This window comes from Pontimicrobium sp. IMCC45349 (genome assembly GCF_047219225.1).
Lineage (GTDB): Bacteria > Bacteroidota > Bacteroidia > Flavobacteriales > Flavobacteriaceae > IMCC45349.
On the sequence record NZ_CP178208.1, the window covers coordinates 2,736,511 to 2,758,094 of the forward strand.

The following is a 21,584-nucleotide window of genomic DNA, read 5'->3' on the forward strand; positions in this document are numbered from 1 at the left end:
GTGTTTTTACAACACTATTGTCTAATTGTTTAAAATCAATCATATGCTAAATAAAAGCATCAAATTTTTAATAGAAAACAAACTCGTTGCAGTTTTACTACTTGTCCTTTTTATTGGATGGGGAACTGTTAATGCACCTTTTAATTGGGATACAGGATTTTTGCCAAGTAACCCTGTAGCAGTAGATGCTATTCCCGATATAGGTGAAAATCAACAAATCGTATTTACCAAGTGGGATGGTCGTTCCCCACAAGATATAGAAGACCAAATAACCTATCCATTAACCACATCATTATTGGGTATTCCTGGAGTGAAAACCATTCGTAGTTCCTCTATGTTTGGGTTTTCAAGCATCTATATCATTTTTGAAGAGGATATAGAATTTTACTGGAGCAGAAGTCGTATTCTCGAAAAACTTAATTCCTTACCAAGTGGTTTATTACCCGAAGGTGTTAATCCAGCGTTAGGTCCAGATGCCACAGGATTAGGACAAATATTTTGGTACACACTTGAAGGTCGTGATGAGAACGGTAATGTAACAGGTGGTTGGGATTTACACGAATTACGTAGTATTCAAGATTACTATGTTAAATATGCCTTGTCCTCTGCAAGCGGTGTTTCTGAAGTTGCATCAATTGGTGGTTATGTTCAAGAGTACCAAGTGGATGTAAACCCAGAACTAATGCGTCAATATAACATTGGGTTACATCATATTGTTAAAGCTGTAAAAGAAAGTAATAAGGATATTGGCGCACAAACCTTGGAAATTAACCAAGCTGAATATTTAGTTCGTGGTTTGGGGTATGTAAAATCCATTTCAGATATTGAAAATGCTGTAGTTGATTCTGAAAATTTCACTTCAATAAAAATTAAAGACATTGGAAAAGTTTCATTAGGTCCAGCAACAAGACGAGGTTTATTGGATAAAGAAGGTGCTGAAGTTGTTGGTGCTGTTGTGGTGGCTCGTTATGGAGCAAACCCAATGGAAGTCATTAATAACGTAAAGGAAAAAATTAATGAATTAAGTGCAGGATTACCTTCAAAAGTTTTGGCAGATGGAAGAACATCACAAGTTACCATAGTGCCTTTTTATGACAGAACAGAATTGATACAAGAAACTTTAGGTACACTCAATGAAGCCTTAACTCTTGAAATATTGATTACCATTTTGGTTATAATCATTATGGTGTTTAATCTTCGAGCTTCTGTCTTGATTTCAGGATTATTACCAGTTGCAGTCTTAATGGTATTTATTGCGATGAAACTCTTTGGCGTCGATGCTAATATTGTCGCATTATCTGGTATTGCAATTGCTATCGGAACAATGGTCGATGTTGGTGTTATACTATCAGAAAATATCATTCGGCATTTAGATGAAGATGATGGAACACAATCCATTAATACAGTAGTTTACAACGCAACAGCCGAAGTTTCTGGTGCAATCGTAACCGCAGTAATGACTACAATTATAAGTTTCATTCCTGTATTTACAATGATTGGCGCTGAAGGTAAATTGTTCAGACCATTAGCATTCACAAAAACCTTTGCATTAACAGCTTCTATAATAGTAGCGTTGTTTTTAATTCCACCGTTTGCTGCATTTTTATTCAGAAAGAAAAACATCAAAAACACTTTTAAATATGTTTTAAATGGTGTTTTAATAGCATTGGGAATCGTAGCCATAGTCTATGGATATTGGTTAGGATTAATTTTAATTGCGTTTGGGATTACAGCAGGTCTTAATCTTCAAAATAAGATAACAGACAAACAAGCGAATCTTACCAATATCATTATTTCAGCATCAGCAATAGTGTTCCTATTAGCGGAATATTGGAGACCTTTAGGAGTTGATAAAAGTATCTTCTGGAACCTCATCTTTGTTGGTGTCATTTGCTTTGGCTTATTGGGTGTTTTCTCATTGTTTATCAGGTATTATACTCGAATTTTAAGATGGTGTTTAGATAATAAATTACTATTTCTTTCAATTCCAACTGCAATTGTCATTGCTGGTTTTTTCATTATGAAAAACACAGGCAAAGAATTTATGCCATCGTTAAATGAAGGTTCTTTTTTATTGATGCCTACTTCTATGCCACATTCTGGTGTAGAAGAAAATAAACGTGTTTTACAGCAGTTAGATATGGCAGTTGCCAGTATTCCTGAAATCGAAACTGTAGTTGGAAAAGCAGGTCGTACAGAATCTGCATTAGACCCAGCACCACTATCAATGTATGAAAATGTTATTCAGTATAAGTCAGAATATATGCTGAATGAAAACCGAGAACGTCAACGCTACAAAGTGAATAATGATGGCTTGTTTGAATTAAAAGATGGTCGATTTATCGCAAATCCAAATAATACAGAAAATGTCACCTTGAGCACAGTCGAAAGGTCTCAACTCATTCCAGACAATAATGGAGAGTTCTATCGAAATTGGAGACCTGAAATACAATCACCAGATGATATTTGGAACGAAATTGTAAAAGTGACCAAATTACCAGGCGTAACGTCTGCACCAAAGCTACAACCTATTGAAACCCGATTGGTAATGTTGCAAACAGGAATGCGAGCACCAATGGGTATTAAAATAAAAGGGCAAGATTTAAAGCAGATTGAAGCGTTTGGAATGCGATTAGAAGATATTTTAAAACAAGCTGAAGGTGTAAAAGATGAAGCTGTTTTTGCAGACCGTATTGTAGGTAAACCCTATTTGTTAATTGATATTGATAGAGAGAAAATTGCTCGTTATGGCGTAACCATTGAGGAAGTTCAAAATGTTTTGAAAGTGGCTGTTGGTGGTATGGTATTAACACAGACAGTAGAAGGTCGTGAGCGTTATGGTGTTAGAGTTCGTTACCCAAGAGAATTAAGAGCAAATCCAACCGATTTAAAACAAATCTATGTGCCTGTTGAAAAAGGAAGCCCTATTCCTTTAAGTGAATTAGCGACTATAAAATATGAACAAGGTCCACAAGTAATTAAAAGTGAAGACACTTTTTTAGTTGGCTATGTGTTATTTGATAAAATGGATGGTTTTGCAGAAGTCAATGTGGTAGAAAATGCACAAACCTTAATTCAAGAAAAGATAGATAATGGCGAATTGGTAGTCCCAAAAGGTATTAATTACCAATTTACGGGAACGTATGAAAACCAATTAAGAGCTGAAAAAACCTTATCGGTTGTTGTGCCTTTGGCATTGGCAATTATCTTTTTAATACTGTATTTCCAATTTCGTTCGGTAGGCACATCATTAATGGTGTTTACAGGTATTGCAGTTGCTTTTGCTGGTGGTTTCTTAATGATTTGGCTCTATGGTCAAGATTGGTTTTTAAACTTTAATTTCTTTGGTGAAAATCTGCGCGATTTATTTCAAATGCACCCGATTAATTTAAGTGTAGCAGTTTGGGTTGGTTTCATTGCACTATTTGGTATCGCAACAGACGATGGAGTTGTAATGGCAACTTATTTAACACAAACATTCGATAGAAACACACCAGAAAATAAAAAAGAAATCAGAGCATCAGTAGTAGAAGCAGGAGAAAAACGTATTAGACCTTGTTTAATGACAACTGCTACTACAATATTGGCATTATTACCAGTATTAACATCTACAGGAAGAGGTAGTGATATAATGACACCTATGGCAATACCAAGTTTTGGCGGAATGCTCATTGCCTTAATCACTTTGTTTGTTGTACCAGTATTGTACAGCTGGAAAGCAGAAGTTCAACTTAAAAGAACATCAAAATGAAAAATATAATTCTAATAATCAGCATTTTGTTTGTTTCCGCTTCCGCGAAAGCACAAGAGCTTCAATCCTACATTCAAGAAGCAGAATCAAACAATCCAGATATTCAAAAATTTGAATTGCAGTACAAAAGAGCTTCAGAAAAGGTAAAAGAGGTCAACACCATTCCTAATACCGAATTTGGAGTTGGTTATTTTGTAAGTGAACCAGAAACACGAACAGGAGCACAACGCTTTAAAGTATCGGCTAAACAAATGTTACCGTGGTTTGGTACAATTACGTCAAGAGAAAATTATGTGAGTTCGTTAGCGAATGCTAAATATGAAGATATTGTTATCGCAAAGCGAAAACTAATGGCTTCGGTATCGCAATCCTATTATAATTTATACGCCAATAAAGCAAAGCAAGAGGTCTTAACTGAAAACATTAAACTATTAGAAACTTATGAGACGTTGGCATTAACTTCTGTTGAGGTTGGTAAAGCATCCGCAGTAGATGTGTTGCGATTGCAAATGCGTCAAAACGAAATGCAACAATTAAAAGATGTATTGCAACAACAGTTTTTAGCAGAACAAACTAACTTCAATAATCTATTGAATAGAGATAATGATGTTACCGTGAATGTGGTAGATAGTTTAATGATACCTTCAGAAGACTTTGATATTACTTTTGAAAATTTAGCATTACATCCTGAATTACTAAAATTTGATAAACTCTATCAATCCATAGAGCAATCAGAATTATTGAATCAAAAACAAAGCAGTCCAATGATTGGTTTTGGATTAGATTATATCAATGTTGCTGAAAGACCAAATATGGATTTCAGCGATAACGGAAAGGATATTGTAATGCCAATGGTTTCGGTATCTATCCCAATTTTCAATAAGAAATATAAATCCCAAACCAAACAAAATGATTTGCAACAGCAGGAAATTACTGCTCAAAAACAGGAACGTTTAAATGCATTGGAAACGCTTTTAGACAAAGCGAATAACGAACGCATTTCTGCAAGAATAAGTTATGCTACCCAAACCAAAAACCTACAGCAAGCCAAAGATGCAGAAGACATTCTAATAAAAAGTTACGAAACAGGAACCATTGATTTTAATGATATTTTGGATATTCAAGAGTTGCAGCTAAAGTTTCAAATGAACCAAATAGAATCTGTGAAGACCTACTATGTGCAAAGTACAATCATTAATTATTTAATTCAGTAAAACAATGACACACACATATCACATACACGGAATGACCTGCAACGGTTGTCGCAGTCACGTTGAGGAAACACTTTCTAAAGTAGAAGGCGTTTCAAAAGCAACCGTCGATTTAGAAAAGGCAGAAGCTACCATAGAAATGGAATCGCATATTCCTATAGAAAAGTTTCAAGAAGCCTTAAAAAAGGATGGTGATAGATATAGCATTCATAAACAAGGTGAACAACATCAATATTCAAAAGATAAAAAGAAAGTGCAACCCAAAGGAAAAGGCACAGGCACATTTTATTGTCCTATGCATTGCGAAGGCGATAAAACTTATGACGAACCAGGCGATTGTCCTGTTTGCGGAATGGATTTGGTGGAAGAACAAAATCTATCCACAACTTCAGCAGAACAATGGACGTGTCCTATGCATCCAGAAATCATTAAAGACGAAGCAGGTTCGTGTCCTATTTGTGGGATGGATTTAGTACCAATGGAAGCAGATAGTTCAGCAGAGGAAAAAACGTATAAAAAACTTTTAAAGAAGTTTTGGATTGCAACCGCATTCACCTTACCAATTTTTTTAATTGCAATGAGCGAAATGCTCAATAACAATCCATTGTATGATATAATGGTACAAAAAAATTGGAATTGGATTCAGTTTGTTTTATCCATTCCAGTTGTCTTTTACGCTACGTGGATGTTCTTTGAGCGTGCTTATAGAAGCATAAAAACGTGGAATCTCAATATGTTTACGCTCATTGGAATTGGTGCAGGCGTAGCGTGGTCGTTTAGTGTTTTTGGTATGTTCTTTCCAGACGTATTTCCAAGTCAATTTAAAACTGAATCAGGCGCAGTTCACGTTTATTTTGAAGCAGCAACGGTAATTCTAACATTGGTGCTTTTAGGTCAATTGTTAGAAGCTCGTGCACATAGTAAAACCAATTCGGCAGTAAAAGAACTGTTGAAATTAGCACCTAATAAGGCCATAAAAATAGTAGATGGCGAAGAAGTTGAAGTCAGTATTGACGAGATAGAACTTAATGATATTCTAAAAGTGAAACCAGGCGATAAAATTCCTGTGGATGGTGTGATAACTGAAGGCGAAACAACTATTGACGAATCAATGATTACAGGAGAACCTATTCCAGTAAACAAGGCTGAAAATGATAAAGTAAGTAGCGGAACAATTAATGGGAATCAATCCTTTTTAATGAAAGCCGAAAAGGTAGGAAGTGATACGCTATTATCGCAAATCATTCATATGGTTAATGATGCCAGTAGAAGTCGTGCACCTATTCAAAATTTAGCTGATAAAGTTTCGGGTTATTTCGTGCCAGTTGTAGTTATCATTTCGGTACTCACTTTTATTATATGGTCAATTTGGGGTCCAGAACCTGCATACGTCTATGCGTTGGTCAATGCAATTGCAGTTCTCATCATTGCTTGTCCTTGTGCTTTAGGTTTAGCAACACCAATGTCTGTAATGGTTGGTGTGGGTAAAGGTGCTCAAAATGGTGTATTGATTAAAAATGCTGAAGCTCTTGAAAAAATGGATAAGGTAAATACGCTTATCGTTGACAAGACAGGAACAATTACCGAAGGAAAACCAACAGTTGAAACCGTTGGTGCTTTTAATGCTGCTTTAAGCGAAAAAGAAGTGTTACAATACATCGTTTCATTAAATACCAATAGCGAACATCCTTTGGCAAAAGCGACAGTTAAATATGGCAAAGAACACAACGCAGAAATTTTAAAGTCCGAAGATTTTAGTGCAGTCACAGGAAAAGGTGTTGAAGCGACCATAAAAGATAAAAAAGTAGCATTAGGTAATCCTAAAATGATGGAATATGTGAAAGCAGAAATTGCTTCTAAAATGAAAGACGAAGCGAAATCTTACCAAAAACAAGGCAAAACAGTTTCTTATTTGTCAATAGATGAAACCGTCGTTGGATATGTAGTTATAGGCGATAAGATAAAAGAAACAAGTGCTAAAGCCATTAAAGCACTTCAAGATAAAGGGATTGATGTAATAATGCTGACAGGCGATAATCACGATACAGCACAAGCAGTAGCATCAGAACTAAATCTTGCAGATTTTAAAGCCAGTATGCTACCAGAAGACAAACTCAAAGAAGTAGAGAAACTGCAAGAAAAAGGAAAAGTAGTTGCTATGGCAGGTGATGGAATTAATGATGCACCAGCATTGGCAAAAAGTGATGTAGGTATTGCAATGGGTACGGGAACAGATGTAGCGATAGAAAGTGCAATGATAACACTCGTAAAAGGCGATTTACACGGTATTGTAAAAGCAAAAAATTTAAGTAATGCTGTAATGAAGAACATTAAGCAAAACCTATTTTTTGCACTTATCTACAACACTTTAGGTGTGCCTATTGCAGCAGGTGTGTTGTTTCCATTCTTCGGAATATTACTCTCGCCAATGATAGCGGCTTTGGCTATGAGTTTTAGCTCTGTTTCGGTAATAGCAAACGCATTACGATTAAGAACAATTAAAGTATAACTATAAATAAAAAACTAATGAAAAATCTAACCCTATTAATTGTCATAATGCTTACAATAGTGAGTTGCAAAAATGAAAAATCAAGTTCGGAAGAGCAAAAACACAATCATAACTCTGAAACCGAAAAAGTTGAGCAGTCCAAGAAAAAACCGTTAAGTCCACATACCGAAACGATGGCAATGATAGGTGATGCTCATATTCATATTGATTATTCATCACCAGGAGTAAGAGATAGAATCATCTTTGGTGGTTTGGTTGGTTATGACCAAGTATGGCAGGCTGGAGCGCATATGGCGACTTGGATAGAGACCAATAAAGATTTAATCATAAATGGAGAGACCCTACCTAAAGGGAAATATGGTTTTTTTACAATTCCATCAAAAGACGACTGGACAGTGATGATTAATAAAAACTGGGAGCAACACGGTAAAGACGAATATGACGAAAAAGATGATGTAATTCGATTCAAAATAACACCAACATTATCAGAAGAAATCACAGAACATTTAGAATATAAGGTCAACAAAATTGATGATAAAAGCGGAATTATTTCGATGGCTTGGGAAAAAGTTAAAATCGAGTTCCCATTTGCAATAAAAAATTAGAAAATGGTAAACAGGCATACAGCTTTAAAAATTAGAAAAACACACAGGTATTTGGGTCTCTTTTTAGGGATTCAATTCCTGTTTTGGACTATTAGTGGTTTATACTTTAGTTGGACAAACATCGACGAAATACACGGAGACCAATTTAAAAACTTGGACTATCAACCCAAAGCATTTAATAGTTTAATAAGTCCTTCAGAAATGGATGTTCCAGATGGTATAAAGACTATTGAATTAAGAGATATTGATAATGCACCGTACTATTGGATAAATAAAGAGCAATTGTACAATGCTTTAGATGGAATGCCAAAAAGTAGTATTACGCAGGATGAGGCACTCTATATTGCCAAAAACCATATGAAGAGTGGTTTAGAGGTAGAATCTGTTGAGCAAATTACTGAAACTGGAAAACACCACGAGTATCGAGAAAAACTACTACCTGCTTATGTTATCTCATATAAAACAGATGAAGCACTAAAAGCATACGTTTCTGTAAGCGACGGAAAATTTCAAACCGTAAGACATCGTTCTTGGCGTTGGTTTGATTTTTTATGGATGACACATACAATGGATTATGAAGGCAGAGACAATTTCAATACCATTGTTTTGAGAGCCTTTTCACTTTTAGGATTAATAACCGTTTTAAGTGGATTTTTACTATGGTACACGTCTTCACCTTCGATTAGGAAGTTAATTAAAAGAAAAAATAAATAGGAATGAAAAAGTATATAATTTATATCGGAATATTAGTAGTTGGTTTACTATTAGGTTGGTTGATTTTTGGTAATTCGTCAAATGAAAATACAAAACAAAATCAATCTGAATCAGTAAAAACCAATCAAATGTGGACGTGCTCTATGCATCCGCAGATTATGAAACCAGAACCAGGCGATTGTCCTATTTGTGGTATGGATTTAATTCCTGCGGAAAGCGGAAGTGATGGCTTAATGGCAGACCAATTTAAACTAACAGAAAATGCGATGGCATTAGCCAATATTCAAACAACTGTTGTAGGCAAGGGAAATGTTGAAGGCAACACCATAAAGTTATCTGGTAAAATTGCTGAAAACGAAGAAGCCAATGCAGTACAGGTAAGTTATTTCGCTGGAAGAATTGAACGTTTGAATGTGAGTTTTACAGGCGAAGAAGTTCGTAAAGGTCAATTATTGGCAACCATTTATTCGCCAGAACTCTATGCAGCACAACAAGAATTAATCACAGCAGCTTCTTTAAAAGAATCTCAACCTGCTTTATACAAAGCAGTCCGTAATAAATTGAAATTATGGAAACTCTCTGAAAATCAAATCAACCAGATTGAAGAAACAGGAAAAGTAAAAGAAAACTTTCCTGTTTATGCAACCGTTTCGGGTACTGTTACAGAAAAATTGGTAGAGCAAGGCGATTACATCAAACAAGGACAACCCTTATTAAAAATTGCCAATCTCAACACAGTTTGGGGAAACTTTGATGTGTATGAAAATCAGATTGACCGCTTTAAAAAAGGACAGGAAGTGATGATAACAACCAATGCTTATCCTAATAAAGAGTTTAAAGGTAAAGTTGATTTCATTGACCCAGTTTTAAACACGAAAACAAGAACTGTAACCTTACGTGTTGTTTTAAGCAATAAGGACGATGTATTTAAACCAGGGATGTTTGTAACCGCAAATATTGAAGGCAGTACAGCTAAAAATGATGAAGTATTATCAATTCCTGCATCTTCTGTATTATGGACAGGTGAACGTTCTGTGGTATACCTTAAAACAAATCCAGACCAACCTATTTTTGAAATGCGTGAAATTAAATTAGGCAATCAAATTGGTAATGAATATGAAGTTGTAGAAGGTTTATTTGTTGGAAATGAAATAGTGACTAACGGAACATTTACGGTTGATGCAGCAGCACAATTACAAGGCAAAAAGTCTATGATGAATAAAGATGGTGGTAAAGTAATGACTGGACACGAAGGTCATTTAGGTATGGATAACAATGCATCTAACAAAGAAAGTGACCACACTAATATGAATGAGCGTTTGGAAGTATCAGAGAAATTTCAACAACAGTTAAATAGTGTTTACAATGCGTATATCAATTTAAAAGATGCTTTAGTAAAAGAAGATTCAATAAGTACTTCAGCAAACGCAACAACTTTATTAAATAAATTGAACAAAGTAGATATGAAATTGTTGTCAGATAATAAGGCGCATAACCATTGGATGTCATTAGAAGGCGAAATAAAATCTTCTGCAACTTCAATTTCTGAAACGTCCGATATAAAATCACAAAGAGACCATTTTAAACATTTATCATCACATCTAATCAATGCTGTACAACTATTTGGTATCAATGAAAAGGTCTATGTAGAATTTTGTCCAATGGCAGATAACAATAATGGTGCTTATTGGTTAAGCAAAGAAGAAAAAGTAATCAATCCATACTTTGGCGAAGCAATGCTAACCTGTGGTGAAGTAAAACAAGTAATAGAATAATAAATCAAGTAATAACAATTAAATTTTAAACAATGAATTTTTCAAAGAAAAATCACGAACACAAAAACAAAAATGTAATCGACGTGAGTAAAAAAGTAATTTTAAGTGTAGCTGTAATAGCAGCATTAGGTTTAACAAGTTGTAAAAACGAAACCAAAAAAGAAACAGAAACCACAACTACTGAAATGTCAAAAGATATGGCAATGACAGACCTGTCTTTTGGTGTAAGAGGAAATTGCGGAATGTGTAAAAACACTATCGAAAAAGCAGCTAACGGTGTTGAAGGTGTTGCAAGTGCTAATTGGGATGTCGATAAAAAGAAGATTGATGTGTCTTTTGATGATACAAAAACCGATGCAATGGCAATCCATAAAGCAATCGCAGCTTCAGGATATGATACCGAAAAAGTAGCAGGTGATGAAGAAGCATATGATGGTTTACCAGGTTGTTGTAAATACGACCACGAAATGATGATGAATCAATCTGGTGAAGAAGAAAGTGATGACCATTCAAATCACGACCATTAAGCAATAATGAAAGAGTCTTTTTCGGAAGGCTCTTTTTTATTCCCCACAACCCAAAACCCAGTTTTTTCGTACCTCAAAATCCTCTGTCTTTTGTGTTGTTCCGCTCACCTAACAAGTTTAGCGTTTTTTTGTCTTTAAGGTAATAGCATATTACAGCTTTGGTTTTCATAAAATCAAACCAAACTGCAATAAGCTATTCTGTTATTATTATATCATAAAACCCTAAACTCACCCAAGCTATGTTACATAATACAAGTTATAGTAGCAAACGGCACTTTTCAAAGGTTTGCTATCGCAGTATTAATGCATTTTGTAGCTATAACTGGTATTATGTAAAATATCCGCTATTCCAACGCGCACTTCCGTACATTAAACCACATTTTGAACTAACATTAAACATTTGAACATTTTAAGGTTTCCGTTAATTGATAATAATATTCGTTATCTCATTCAAGCTGCACAAAACCATCGTTAAGTCCAAGTATTCCTTACCTCAAGTCTTTGTTTGTTTCATTTCGTTAACAAATATAAAAGTCCACTTTTCCCCACCACCCAAGTCAGCGGTTATAAAAAAATAGGTTTATAAAGTGTAGTAATACGCCATAGCATATTGCTTTTTCTCGTGCCTCAAAAAAAGCAATTAGCTATTGTCTAAAAGTCCTGTATAAGTAGCTTGTTTAAATGCTGTTTTATCAAACAACTATTTAAAACGCTACCCATACAAACGCTTCATCCAACACTTAATAACAAAATGCAACCTATTTTTTTAAGTGTTAATTCCCCAGAAAAGTTAAAGGCAATTTCAATCAAGTTTAAACCAATTTGAAATATTAAAATAAAAAAAGATGGCAAATATATGTGGCTACCTCTGCCAACCGCACAAGGCTATAAAGGTCAAGCCCTACGGGTTTTGAATAAAACTTTTTTCAATACCTTTTTTTTTGATTTAGTCATTCAATAAAAAAACTTTTATCCAAAAACCTTGACAGCCTTACCCACGCCACAACAACTATGGCTATCTTTTTTCTTTTCAAAAAAAAATAATGGCGCGAAGCGTAGCGAAGCAATTTTAAATTGGATAGCTATGTCAACTTTTGAACTAAAAACACACCAAGTCGGAAAAACTTACTCAAACCCTCATTTTTTTATACTAAACAAAGGGCTAAACAGCGGAAAACCGCTCTCAAATCCTTGCCCTAATTGTTTCGTAGTTACTACTTCAACCGAAAAGGAAAAAAATACGTTGTATCATTTGTCTATGATGCTACAAATAGGCGGTTTTTACGCTTACTATTTAAAAGGAAGTGTAATTCCATTTATCTCAATATATGATTGCAGAAATACTCTAAAAAATAGTTTTATATCATTAATAAATAATGAATTTCAATTGCAAAAGCATATTAATATGGTGTCAGCAATTAGTAAAAAAGAAGCCGAACTTCAAAAAGTCATTTCAAAAATGGCAGATTTGAAAGTATCATACATTCAAAGTTTATTTTCTAAAATGCAAAAAGAAGCAATCTAAAGCAACAAAATCCATATCTAACGAATAGCATAAAACTTGCCATATATTCAGTCGGAAGGTACAACTTCGTGTTAAGTCCGTACCAAGTCCGAAGAAAAATAAGTTTCATTTAAATTATTTATGTTATGGGTAAAATTTCCCAAGGTATTTTAGGAGGGCTTTCAGGTAAGGTTGGAAACGTTATCGGTGGAAGCTGGAAAGGAATTGATTACATTAGAATTAAACCCTCAAGTGTAGCCAATCCAAGAACTGTTGGTCAAGTAAACCAAAGAACAAAGTTTACTGCCACTTTAGAATTTTTACAGGCTGTAAAGCCTTTTATTAAGTTAGGGTATAAAGGATTAGCAGTTAAGAAAACAGAATTTAATGCTGCAATGTCGTATGTGTTGAATAATGCGATTACAGGTACAGAACCTAACTTTGTTGTTGACTATCCAAACGCTTTAGTAAGTCGCGGAGGTTTATCTGGTGCGTTAAACCCGACGACTGATTTAGCAACTGCTGGAGAAGTAACTTTTGGGTGGGATGATAACTCTGCCGAAGGTAACGCAAATGCAACTGATAAAGCGATGTTGTTGGTTTACAATCCCTCAAAAAAGGAATCTATTTCTTTACTTGATGGAGCAGACAGAACAGTAGGTTCTCAAATTGTTTCAATCCCAACAACTTATGCAGGAGATACGGTAGAGTTATTTATGGCGTTTATTACTGCTGATGGTAGTCAAGTATCAAACAGTATTTATTTAGGCTCTGGTACAGCTAATTAATGCTTGGTGTTTTTATTTGGAAACCGCTCTAATCGAGCGGTTTTTTTTGTGCTATATTAGTAGCTCAATTTATTGATGTTTACTCTTTATTTATTCTTTTTATGTATTTTTTGTACACTATTTGTTGCCCAAATACCTTAACGTCAATAGACATAAGGATAGTTAAATATTGTATCGGGAAGTAATTACATTTCTATTTGTTGTTAACTTCTCTTTTTTGTTGTTTTTATTCTTTTATAAATCAAATTTTGAGTTCCTAAGTGTATGCATATGTTTTTTGTATGGTGGAATGATTTTAAATGTGTTATTGTTTTTAAAAGAATATATAAGTAAAAGAAATGTATTTTTGATTTATGCAACACTTCAAAACTATAGCAGATTATTGTAAAGCGATTAATATTACTTCGCCAAAACAACCTTTTTTTGATATTAGAAGTTTTGAAGAGAACATGCCTACTGTTGTTTCAGAAATGAAACCGTTTAAACACGAGTTTTATGCAATAGCTATAAAAGTTGAAGGTTCAGGTAAGGCTATTACTGGACATCATAATAATTTCCCTGAGGGAGCAACCGTCTTTTTTAATACACCTTTTCAAATCATTTCTTGGGATATTTTACCAGATTGGGAAGGCTATTATTTAATGTTCTCAAAAGAGTTTGTAACACATTCAAAGCATTTACAAAAACTTCTTGATGAATTTCCTTTTTTAAAAATTGATAAATCTATTCCGTTTGAAGTAAAACCAGAAGAAGTTTCGAAATTACTTCAGATTTATAAGTCTATTCATGAAGAACAACAAAGCTTAAGACAAGATTCATTAACCATAATTGAGTCGCAAGTTTTAGTGTTACTTAATTTTATAAAACGATTTTTTAATGCACAAATAAGTAAAGAAGACGCATTAAAAGCGTTTAGAAAGGCAGATGTTAATTTACTGTCACGTTTTCAAACCTTAATAGAAACTAGTTTTTACACAAATAATTTAACTAATAGAAAAGCCCACTCACCAAGTTTTTATGCAGAATTGTTAGCTGTTCATCCAAATCATTTAAATGCTATTGTAAAACAAATTACTGGTCACACAGCAAAAAAGCATATTCAAAATCATTTGCTACGTTTAGCTAAATCTCGCTTGTTACAAACTGAGATGAGTATTAAGGAAATTGCTTATTCACTACATTTTGATGCGCCTAATAATTTTAATAGCTTCTTTAAAAAACAAACAGGGCAAACACCTAATTTGTTTAGAAAAAATCAATAGTCTTTGATTTTTATACTTTCTCCTTTGATTCTATAAATCTTTCCGCTAAAACCTATCGCATCTTTGTATTATTAAAACTAGACGAAGATGAGAACACTATTTATAGCCTTACTAATGACAACGTCATTATTCATAAATGCACAACAGATGGAAGATAAACTTAATATTCAAGAGACCATATCAAAAATGTTTATTAACTCAGACAATCAAAATTGGACTGAAGTAGAAGCACAGTTTGCACCAAAAGTAACTTTAGACTATTCATCTATGACAGGAAATCTAGCTGAAAAAGTATCACCAACAGATATTACTACAGGATGGAAAACTATATTACCAGGCTTTACCTATACACATCACCAAATTGGAAATTTTATTACCAAAATTAATGGTAATAAAGCCAATAGCTTTTGTTACGGAACAGCAACACATTATTTAGAAGACGACAATGGGAATGTTTGGACAGTAGTAGGAAGCTATGATTTTGATTTAGAAAAAGTAGATGACTCATGGAAAATTACTTCAATGACCTTTAATTACAAATACCAAAATGGTAATAGTAAGTTGATTGAAAATGCTATTAAGAATGTAAAAAATAACTAATTGAGTAATGACAAGAAATTATAAGCATATAGACTTTTTATCTAATCATTTAGATAATAAAGATAGTGACAATGTATTGTCTCTATTAACTGACAACTGCTTGTTTGTAGCAGGAAACAATGAGCCAATAACCGGAAAAGAAGCTGTAAAATCAGCTTTAGAAATTTTTTTTGAAGTAGTGAAATCCACAAATCATCAGGTAACAGATATTTTCGAATCAAAAAACTCACTAGTTCACAGAGGAAAAGTGACTTACACAAGATTAGATGATTCTCAACTAACAGTTCCTTTTTGCGATGTATTTAAAATGAAAAGAAATCTAATAAGTGAATATTATATCTACATTGATTGGTCAGAACTTTTTAAATAAGAATAAAATGAAAAAACTACTCATATTAATGTTTTCAGGATTATTATTATCCTGTGGAAATTCAGAAGAAGAAAAACAATTGCAAAACGAAAGCAAAGAATTAAAAATGCAATACACTAATACTATGGATACAGCAATTAAAAACAAAGCTACTGTTAAAGCTTTTTTCAATGCCTTAACAGCCGAAGATGCCAATGCAGTAGCCAATTTATTTACAGAAAATGCAAAGCATATTAATCCGTATCATTCTGGATTGTTTCCAGCTGGTGCTAATAGTAAAGAGGAAATTAGGAACTATTGGAAACCTGTATTTCCAAACTTTGATGGCATGACCTTTCCTATAGATGAAATCTACGCTATGGAAGATCCAAACATTGTTTTTGTAAAATATACAGGAAATATTAAATTAAAAAACAATGCAGGTATGTACAGCAACGATTACTACTCTACCTTTAAGTTTAATGATAACGGAAAAATAACAGAATACGTAGAAATTTTTAACCCAATAGTTGCTGCTCGCGGCTTTGGATTAATCGATAAAATCAAGTAAACATGAAAAAACTATTCATCTTTTCAGCAATGATACTATTAAATGCTTGTGGAAATTCAGAAAAAAATAAGAAAGACGCAGTTGAATCAAAAGAATCTAAAAGTAAAGAAGTAACTATGAAAACAGTAAATTTTAAAAGCGAAGGACTAAACTTAGTAGGCAATTTATATTATCCACCTAACTTTGAAGAAGGTAAGCAATACCCAACCATTGTGAGTTCAGGAAGTTGGACTACAGTCAAAGAGCAAATGGCAGGTTTATACGCTAAGCGTTTTGCTGAAAATGGATTTATCACTTTAGCATTTGATTTTAGAAATTATGGAGAAAGTGAGGGTGTACCAAGAGCTTGGGAAAACCCAGCTATGAAAATTCAAGATATTAAAAACGCCGTTACATATTTAAAAACTTTACCAGAAGTAGATCATAATAAGATTGGTGCATTTGGTGTATGTGCTGGTTCTATGTACACCTTAATAGCTGCTTCAGAAGATGTAAGTATCAAAGCTGTAGCTACTACTGCATCATGGTTACACGATGCTGAAGCTGTAAAATTATTTTATGGAGGAGAAGAAGGTGTAAATGAACGCAAACAAGCTGCCCAAGCAGCTAAAAAGAAATATGCCGAAACAGGAGAATTTACATACATCAAAACTATTTCAACAGATGACCCAACTGCAGCTATGTATGGTAATTTTGATTATTATTTAAATCCAGAACGTGGCGCTATACCACAATGGAGTGCAGATCAATTTGCCGTTGCTACTTGGGAAGATTGGTTAAACTTAGATCCATTCCCATCAGCTAATAAATTAGATAAGCCACTACTTATGATACATTCTGATGGTTGTGTGTTACCAGATTACACCAAAAAGTATTTTGAAGCTGTACCTTCAAAAAACAAGGAATTGGTTTGGATGGATACCAAATTACAATCACCAATGCATCAATTTGCCTTTTATGATCAAAAAGAAGAAGTTGATTTAGCAGTAGAAAAAACGAGCTCGTTTTTTCACAAGTATTTATAAAATCTAATATTTTTAAAGAAAAAGCGAGCATCATTGATGCTCGCTTTTTTACTATTAATAATTTTAAAATTTAATTCAAACTATGGGCTTGGATGTACGCCTTAGGACTCATTCCAGTTTTCTTTTTAAATACTCGCGTAAAATATTGTGGGTATTCAAAGCCCAATTGATAAGCAGTTTCTGAGATGGATAACTTTGGGTTTAAAAGCATGCCTTTAGCTTCCTCTACTAAAAATAAGTTGATTTGATCTACAGCAGTTTTACCAGTTTCAACTTTTATAGTATCACTCATATAACGATGGCTTACATTAAGTTGATCAGCCATCCAATCTACGGTTGGAATACCTTCTTCTACCAATAAGTTTTGTTCAAAATAGCTATTAAGAATATCCTTAAATCGTGTAATCAAAATTTTATTATCGTCTGTACGGTTCAAAAATTGACGCTTGTAAAAACGATCCGCATATTTGAGTAAAGTTTCTAATTGCGAAATGATTATATCCTTGCTAAATTCATCTTGGTTATTATGGTATTCAGCCTTCATGTTTTTGAAGATATCCTTTATAATCAGCTCTTCTTTTGGAGAAAGATGCAAGGCTTCATTAACATTATAGTTAAAGAAGTTATAGCTTTTAATTTTTTCGTAAATATCTAAATTTCGAATATAGTCTTTGTGAAAGACAATATGATAACTCTCTGAGCTAACAACAATACCTTTAAAGGACACCGTTTGATTTGGTGCTGTAAATAAGAGCGAACCATTAGTACAGTCGTATTTGGTACGTCCATAAACAAATTCACCAGAAATAATTTTTTTAAAACTGATAGCGTAAAAATCGCAATTCATCACTATAGAATCTTCAGAAAGATCGTTAGTATCACAACTTACTTTTTCTTTTGGATCCAATTCAGAATGCATAATACTGAATAGCGGATTTTCAGGTGTTTTTAACCCAAAGTGTGTATGGAATTCTGTGATGGATTTAAAATTGAAATTTGGCATATTCACATTTTATACTTTTTAAATTTACAACATTATTTAGGAATCAATTCTAGGGTAGAGGCTTCGTGTTGCTTTCTATTATAAGTCAAACGCATTAGTGGATATAAAATCCATAATAACTTGAAATAAGCTTTGTTGACTTTAGGGTTTATAGTCTCTAAGTCTTTAGGAACCACACCATCAATATCAACGATTGTATCTCCAAGTTTCATTTGACCATGAGAATTGGCTAAAAACGCATGATACCAACTTCGTTTTCCAAACTTATATTGGCGTACAAAAAAACGCCCTTCGGTTGAAACAATCGTAATATCAATAAAACGATGGTCACCACATCTAATTTGATGAACTTTTTGCCCTTGTACTAATTTTTCTAATTCCTGAATGGTCATGTTTAAATGGTTTTAGAATAGAACCTCTTGCTTTTAAACTATGCAAGAGGTTCATGTTTAAGGTTACTATTAATCAAAAAACTAACCTAATATTTGCTAAAAAATATCTATAATTATTTATTGAAGAATTCTGCCACAGCATCTGTTGATGCTTTTACTGCTTCTGGTTTGTAGTAGAAATCTACATGGCTAAATTCATCAAAAGCTAACGTTGTATTATCATTAGTAAGTTTTGCAATAAACTGTGTAGAACAAGGTGCTGTAGAGGCGTTAGTGCCATATATAACTAAGCTTGGTTGTACAATTTTGTCAGCATAAGCTTCTCCAATAGAAATCAATGACTGCATAGCTTGGTCTGCAATATGCATGTTTGAAGCGTTTTTAACGGTTCCAGGGCCTTTTACACCATCTTTTCCGTAGTAGCTATAGGTTTCTTCTGCCATTGCTGGATATGCAGCAGCAGTAACAAACTCTTCTTTTGACATCTCATCATTTAATCCAAATGGAGCATGATAATCTGGTTTTCCTGTTTCATATTGCTTTTGCTTAGACTCATTGGCAGCAGCAATCATCTGATTTGCCATATTTTTATCAGTCCACTGAAAAGCATCAGCTGCCATCATACCTGAGACCATAGCAATTTTCTTAATTCTGTGGTCTGTTACTGCTGTCGAAGCAATAATTGAACCACCTTGACAAACACCTAATCCGTTAATCTCTTCTACGAAGGGTAATGTTCCTAAGTAAGACACAGCATCCCAAGTATTTTCTATTAATCTAAACATGTATCTAGATTTTTTGTGTTCTCCTGGTAATGCTGGAGAATCTCCCATTCCTAAATAATCAAATCCTAAGAATACAAATCCTCTTTTTGCCATTTCTGGTCCATAGGTTGCCATAACTTGTCCTTTGACTTGAGGAAAAGGGCTCGCACTAACTATGGCTTTATATTTTTTGTTTGGGTCAAAGCCTTCTGGAAGGTATAAATCTCCTGCCAATTCTACTCCAAATGATGTGAATGTTACACTGTTTTTTCCTGCTTTTAAATTTTCCATTGTGTTTTCTTTTTTTCCATTGTTAGTATTAACAGCCAGTTCTTTCGTTTGGCTTTCGTTAGTGTTTTGTTTTTGGTTGCAGCTTACTAAAAGTACTACTGCACAAATAATAGAAAGTAATTTTTTTATCTTGTTTAATTTGTGATTCTTTATTCTAAAGTTGTTCTAATTATTTGATTACAAAGTTACTGTGAAGTGAAGGTTTGTAACTTATACATTTTGGTAATTGACTTACACATTTTGGTATTAGTATTTAATTTCTTTTAGTCTGTGGAAAGATGATAAAAGTAAAAGATCTCTTGATTAAGTGAATTATGATGTCTTTTTACTTAGGTATAAGCTGTTTATGTTTGTTAAGAACCTTATTTTTAAATCCAATAATGTTTTAAACTAATTCATTCAACTTAGTTAACTATTTAAGTAAACCATTCGTCGATACTTATCTGGATATTGGTCTAAAAAAATAAAATCCCTCTCTTATCAATTCTAATTTAGTGTTCAACAACAAGTTTAACCTAAAAATAGAATTATGGATACAAATGGAGCTTTTAGATTACCAACTAATGAAATTAAAAGAGAAAAATTACAAGTAGCATACAAAAGAGATAGTCTTTTTGGACAACTACAACTTAAAGAGGCTAGTATGGCTATAGTTGGGCTTGGTTATGTTGGACTCCCATTAGCATTACACATGGCGTCCAAATATAGAGTTGTAGGCTTTGATATTAATAGCAACAAAATTTTCAAATTATTAGATCATATAGATCCTTCTAATGAGCTAAGTGAAGTTGATTTTATAGGTAAAGATATTAGGTTTTCTTTTAAAGAAAATGATTTGTCACAGTCAAAATTCTACATAATAGCTGTACCTACACCTATAGATAAATATAAAAAACCAAACCTTGAACCTTTAAAAGCTGCAACAGCCATGGTCGCAGATAATTTAAAAAAAGGAGATTGTGTAGTATTTGAATCTACTGTTTTTCCTGGCTGTACTGAAGAAGTTTGCGTGCCAATTTTAGAGCGTATTTCTAGGTTAAAATTAAATAAAGATTTTTCTGTTGGGTATTCGCCAGAACGTATAAATCCAGGTGATAAAAATCACACATTTACAAAAATCAAAAAAATTGTTTCAGGAAGTAATGATATAGCTTTAGATTTAATTACCAATATATATGAATCAGTAGTTGAAGCTGGTGTACATCGCGCTGAAAATATAAAAGTAGCAGAAGCTGCTAAAGTAGTAGAAAACATTCAGCGTGATGTAAATATTGGTTTAATGAATGAATTATCGCAAGTCTTTAATGCCTTAAATATTAATACTGATGCAGTTTTAAAAGCTGCTGGTTCTAAGTGGAATTTTCATAACTATTTTCCAGGTCTTGTTGGAGGACATTGTATTGGTGTAGATCCATATTATTTAATAGATAGGGCTAAGAAATTTAATATAAAAACTCAACTCTTAGAACAAGTTAGAAAAACCAATGAAGGAATGGTTGAATACATTGTGAATACAATAATAAAAAATGTTTGGCCTAATCATCTTAAGACAAAATGGAAAGTCTTAATAAAGGGAATAACATTCAAAGAAAATGTTAGTGATATACGGAATTCTAAGGTTATAGATATAATTAAACAATTAAGAAAACATGATTTTGATGTAGTAGTAGAAGATCCATGTGCTAATGCATTAGAAGTTATGAGATATTATAACCTTCCTTTATTAAATGAGGTAACTAAGGATGATGGTAAATTTGATGTAATTGTTATGGCTGTAGACCATAATCAATTTCATGAAATTAAGGAATTAGACTCCATGCTTACTCAAAGAGGGTTTCTTTTTGATATAAGAGGAACATTCAAACATTTAGTGTCTAATAAAAAATATTTAACCCTTTAAAGAAATTTACAATGCAGAAAAAAAATATTTACAGAGTTATAAT

Annotated in this window: 18 protein-coding genes; 15 read left to right on the top strand and 3 right to left on the bottom strand. The window is 33.3% G+C overall.

Annotated features, from left to right (window positions below; genetic code table 11):
• Window positions 1–43 precede the first annotated feature (43 nt).
• The 14 genes from ACLII3_RS12780 to ACLII3_RS12845 all read left to right on the top strand — a co-directional run bounded on the left by ACLII3_RS12780 (window position 44) and on the right by ACLII3_RS12845 (window position 17,191).
• Window positions 44–3,751, top strand: coding sequence for an efflux RND transporter permease subunit (locus ACLII3_RS12780; protein WP_412984608.1), 3,708 nt, complete (start codon window positions 44–46; stop codon window positions 3,749–3,751).
• Window positions 3,748–4,965, top strand: a complete 1,218-nt coding sequence (locus ACLII3_RS12785; protein WP_412984609.1) for a TolC family protein — start codon at window positions 3,748–3,750, stop codon at window positions 4,963–4,965. Before ACLII3_RS12780 ends, ACLII3_RS12785 begins: the two co-directional genes overlap by 4 nt.
• A 4-nt stretch (window positions 4,966–4,969) precedes the next feature.
• Window positions 4,970–7,471, top strand: a complete 2,502-nt coding sequence (locus ACLII3_RS12790; protein WP_406971684.1) for a heavy metal translocating P-type ATPase — start codon at window positions 4,970–4,972, stop codon at window positions 7,469–7,471.
• Window positions 7,472–7,518: 47 nt separating this feature from the next.
• Complete coding sequence (locus ACLII3_RS12795) at window positions 7,519–8,076, top strand: DUF2911 domain-containing protein (RefSeq protein WP_412984610.1); 558 nt, start codon at window positions 7,519–7,521, stop codon at window positions 8,074–8,076.
• Between the two features lie 3 nt (window positions 8,077–8,079).
• Window positions 8,080–8,790: a PepSY domain-containing protein gene (locus ACLII3_RS12800; protein ID WP_406971680.1), complete on the top strand. Its 711-nt coding sequence runs from the start codon at window positions 8,080–8,082 to the stop codon at window positions 8,788–8,790.
• 2 nt (window positions 8,791–8,792) lie between these two features.
• Window positions 8,793–10,565 carry an efflux RND transporter periplasmic adaptor subunit gene (locus tag ACLII3_RS12805; protein ID WP_406971678.1) on the top strand — a complete coding sequence of 591 codons (1,773 nt, stop codon included), beginning with the start codon at window positions 8,793–8,795 and terminating at the stop codon, window positions 10,563–10,565.
• Window positions 10,566–10,597: 32 nt separating this feature from the next.
• Complete coding sequence (locus ACLII3_RS12810) at window positions 10,598–11,092, top strand: heavy-metal-associated domain-containing protein (RefSeq protein WP_051881039.1); 495 nt, start codon at window positions 10,598–10,600, stop codon at window positions 11,090–11,092.
• Between the two features lie 1,084 nt (window positions 11,093–12,176).
• Window positions 12,177–12,617: a DUF6943 family protein gene (locus tag ACLII3_RS12815; protein WP_412984611.1), complete on the top strand. Its 441-nt coding sequence runs from the start codon at window positions 12,177–12,179 to the stop codon at window positions 12,615–12,617.
• A gap of 125 nt (window positions 12,618–12,742) precedes the next feature.
• A complete protein-coding gene (locus ACLII3_RS12820; protein WP_054851354.1) occupies window positions 12,743–13,384 on the top strand; it encodes a DUF6266 family protein in 642 nt (213 codons plus the stop codon).
• Between the two features lie 353 nt (window positions 13,385–13,737).
• Window positions 13,738–14,646, top strand: coding sequence for a helix-turn-helix domain-containing protein (locus tag ACLII3_RS12825; protein ID WP_412984612.1), 909 nt, complete (start codon window positions 13,738–13,740; stop codon window positions 14,644–14,646).
• A gap of 87 nt (window positions 14,647–14,733) precedes the next feature.
• Window positions 14,734–15,246, top strand: coding sequence for a nuclear transport factor 2 family protein (locus ACLII3_RS12830; RefSeq protein ID WP_412984613.1), 513 nt, complete (start codon window positions 14,734–14,736; stop codon window positions 15,244–15,246).
• Window positions 15,247–15,253: 7 nt separating this feature from the next.
• On the top strand, window positions 15,254–15,616 hold the full coding sequence (locus ACLII3_RS12835) for a nuclear transport factor 2 family protein (protein WP_412984614.1): 363 nt from the start codon (window positions 15,254–15,256) through the stop codon (window positions 15,614–15,616).
• Between the two features lie 7 nt (window positions 15,617–15,623).
• Complete coding sequence (locus ACLII3_RS12840; RefSeq protein WP_412984615.1) at window positions 15,624–16,166, top strand: nuclear transport factor 2 family protein; 543 nt, start codon at window positions 15,624–15,626, stop codon at window positions 16,164–16,166.
• 2 nt (window positions 16,167–16,168) lie between these two features.
• On the top strand, window positions 16,169–17,191 hold the full coding sequence (locus ACLII3_RS12845) for an alpha/beta hydrolase (protein ID WP_412984616.1): 1,023 nt from the start codon (window positions 16,169–16,171) through the stop codon (window positions 17,189–17,191).
• Between the two features lie 70 nt (window positions 17,192–17,261).
• Here the strand turns inward: ACLII3_RS12845 and ACLII3_RS12850 are convergent, their stop codons facing one another.
• From ACLII3_RS12850 to ACLII3_RS12860, 3 genes are all read right to left on the bottom strand, one after another.
• A complete protein-coding gene (locus tag ACLII3_RS12850) occupies window positions 17,262–18,194 on the bottom strand; it encodes a helix-turn-helix domain-containing protein (RefSeq protein ID WP_412984617.1) in 933 nt (310 codons plus the stop codon).
• Between the two features lie 32 nt (window positions 18,195–18,226).
• Entirely contained in the window at window positions 18,227–18,586 is a 360-nt protein-coding gene (locus tag ACLII3_RS12855; RefSeq protein ID WP_412984618.1) for a hypothetical protein, read from the bottom strand.
• 113 nt (window positions 18,587–18,699) lie between these two features.
• Complete coding sequence (locus ACLII3_RS12860) at window positions 18,700–19,641, bottom strand: alpha/beta hydrolase (RefSeq protein ID WP_412984619.1); 942 nt, start codon at window positions 19,639–19,641, stop codon at window positions 18,700–18,702.
• Between the two features lie 529 nt (window positions 19,642–20,170).
• On the opposite strand from ACLII3_RS12860, the gene ACLII3_RS12865 reads away from it, so the two are divergent.
• Window positions 20,171–21,541: a nucleotide sugar dehydrogenase gene (locus tag ACLII3_RS12865; RefSeq protein ID WP_412984620.1), complete on the top strand. Its 1,371-nt coding sequence runs from the start codon at window positions 20,171–20,173 to the stop codon at window positions 21,539–21,541.
• Window positions 21,542–21,584: the final 43 nt, after the last annotated feature.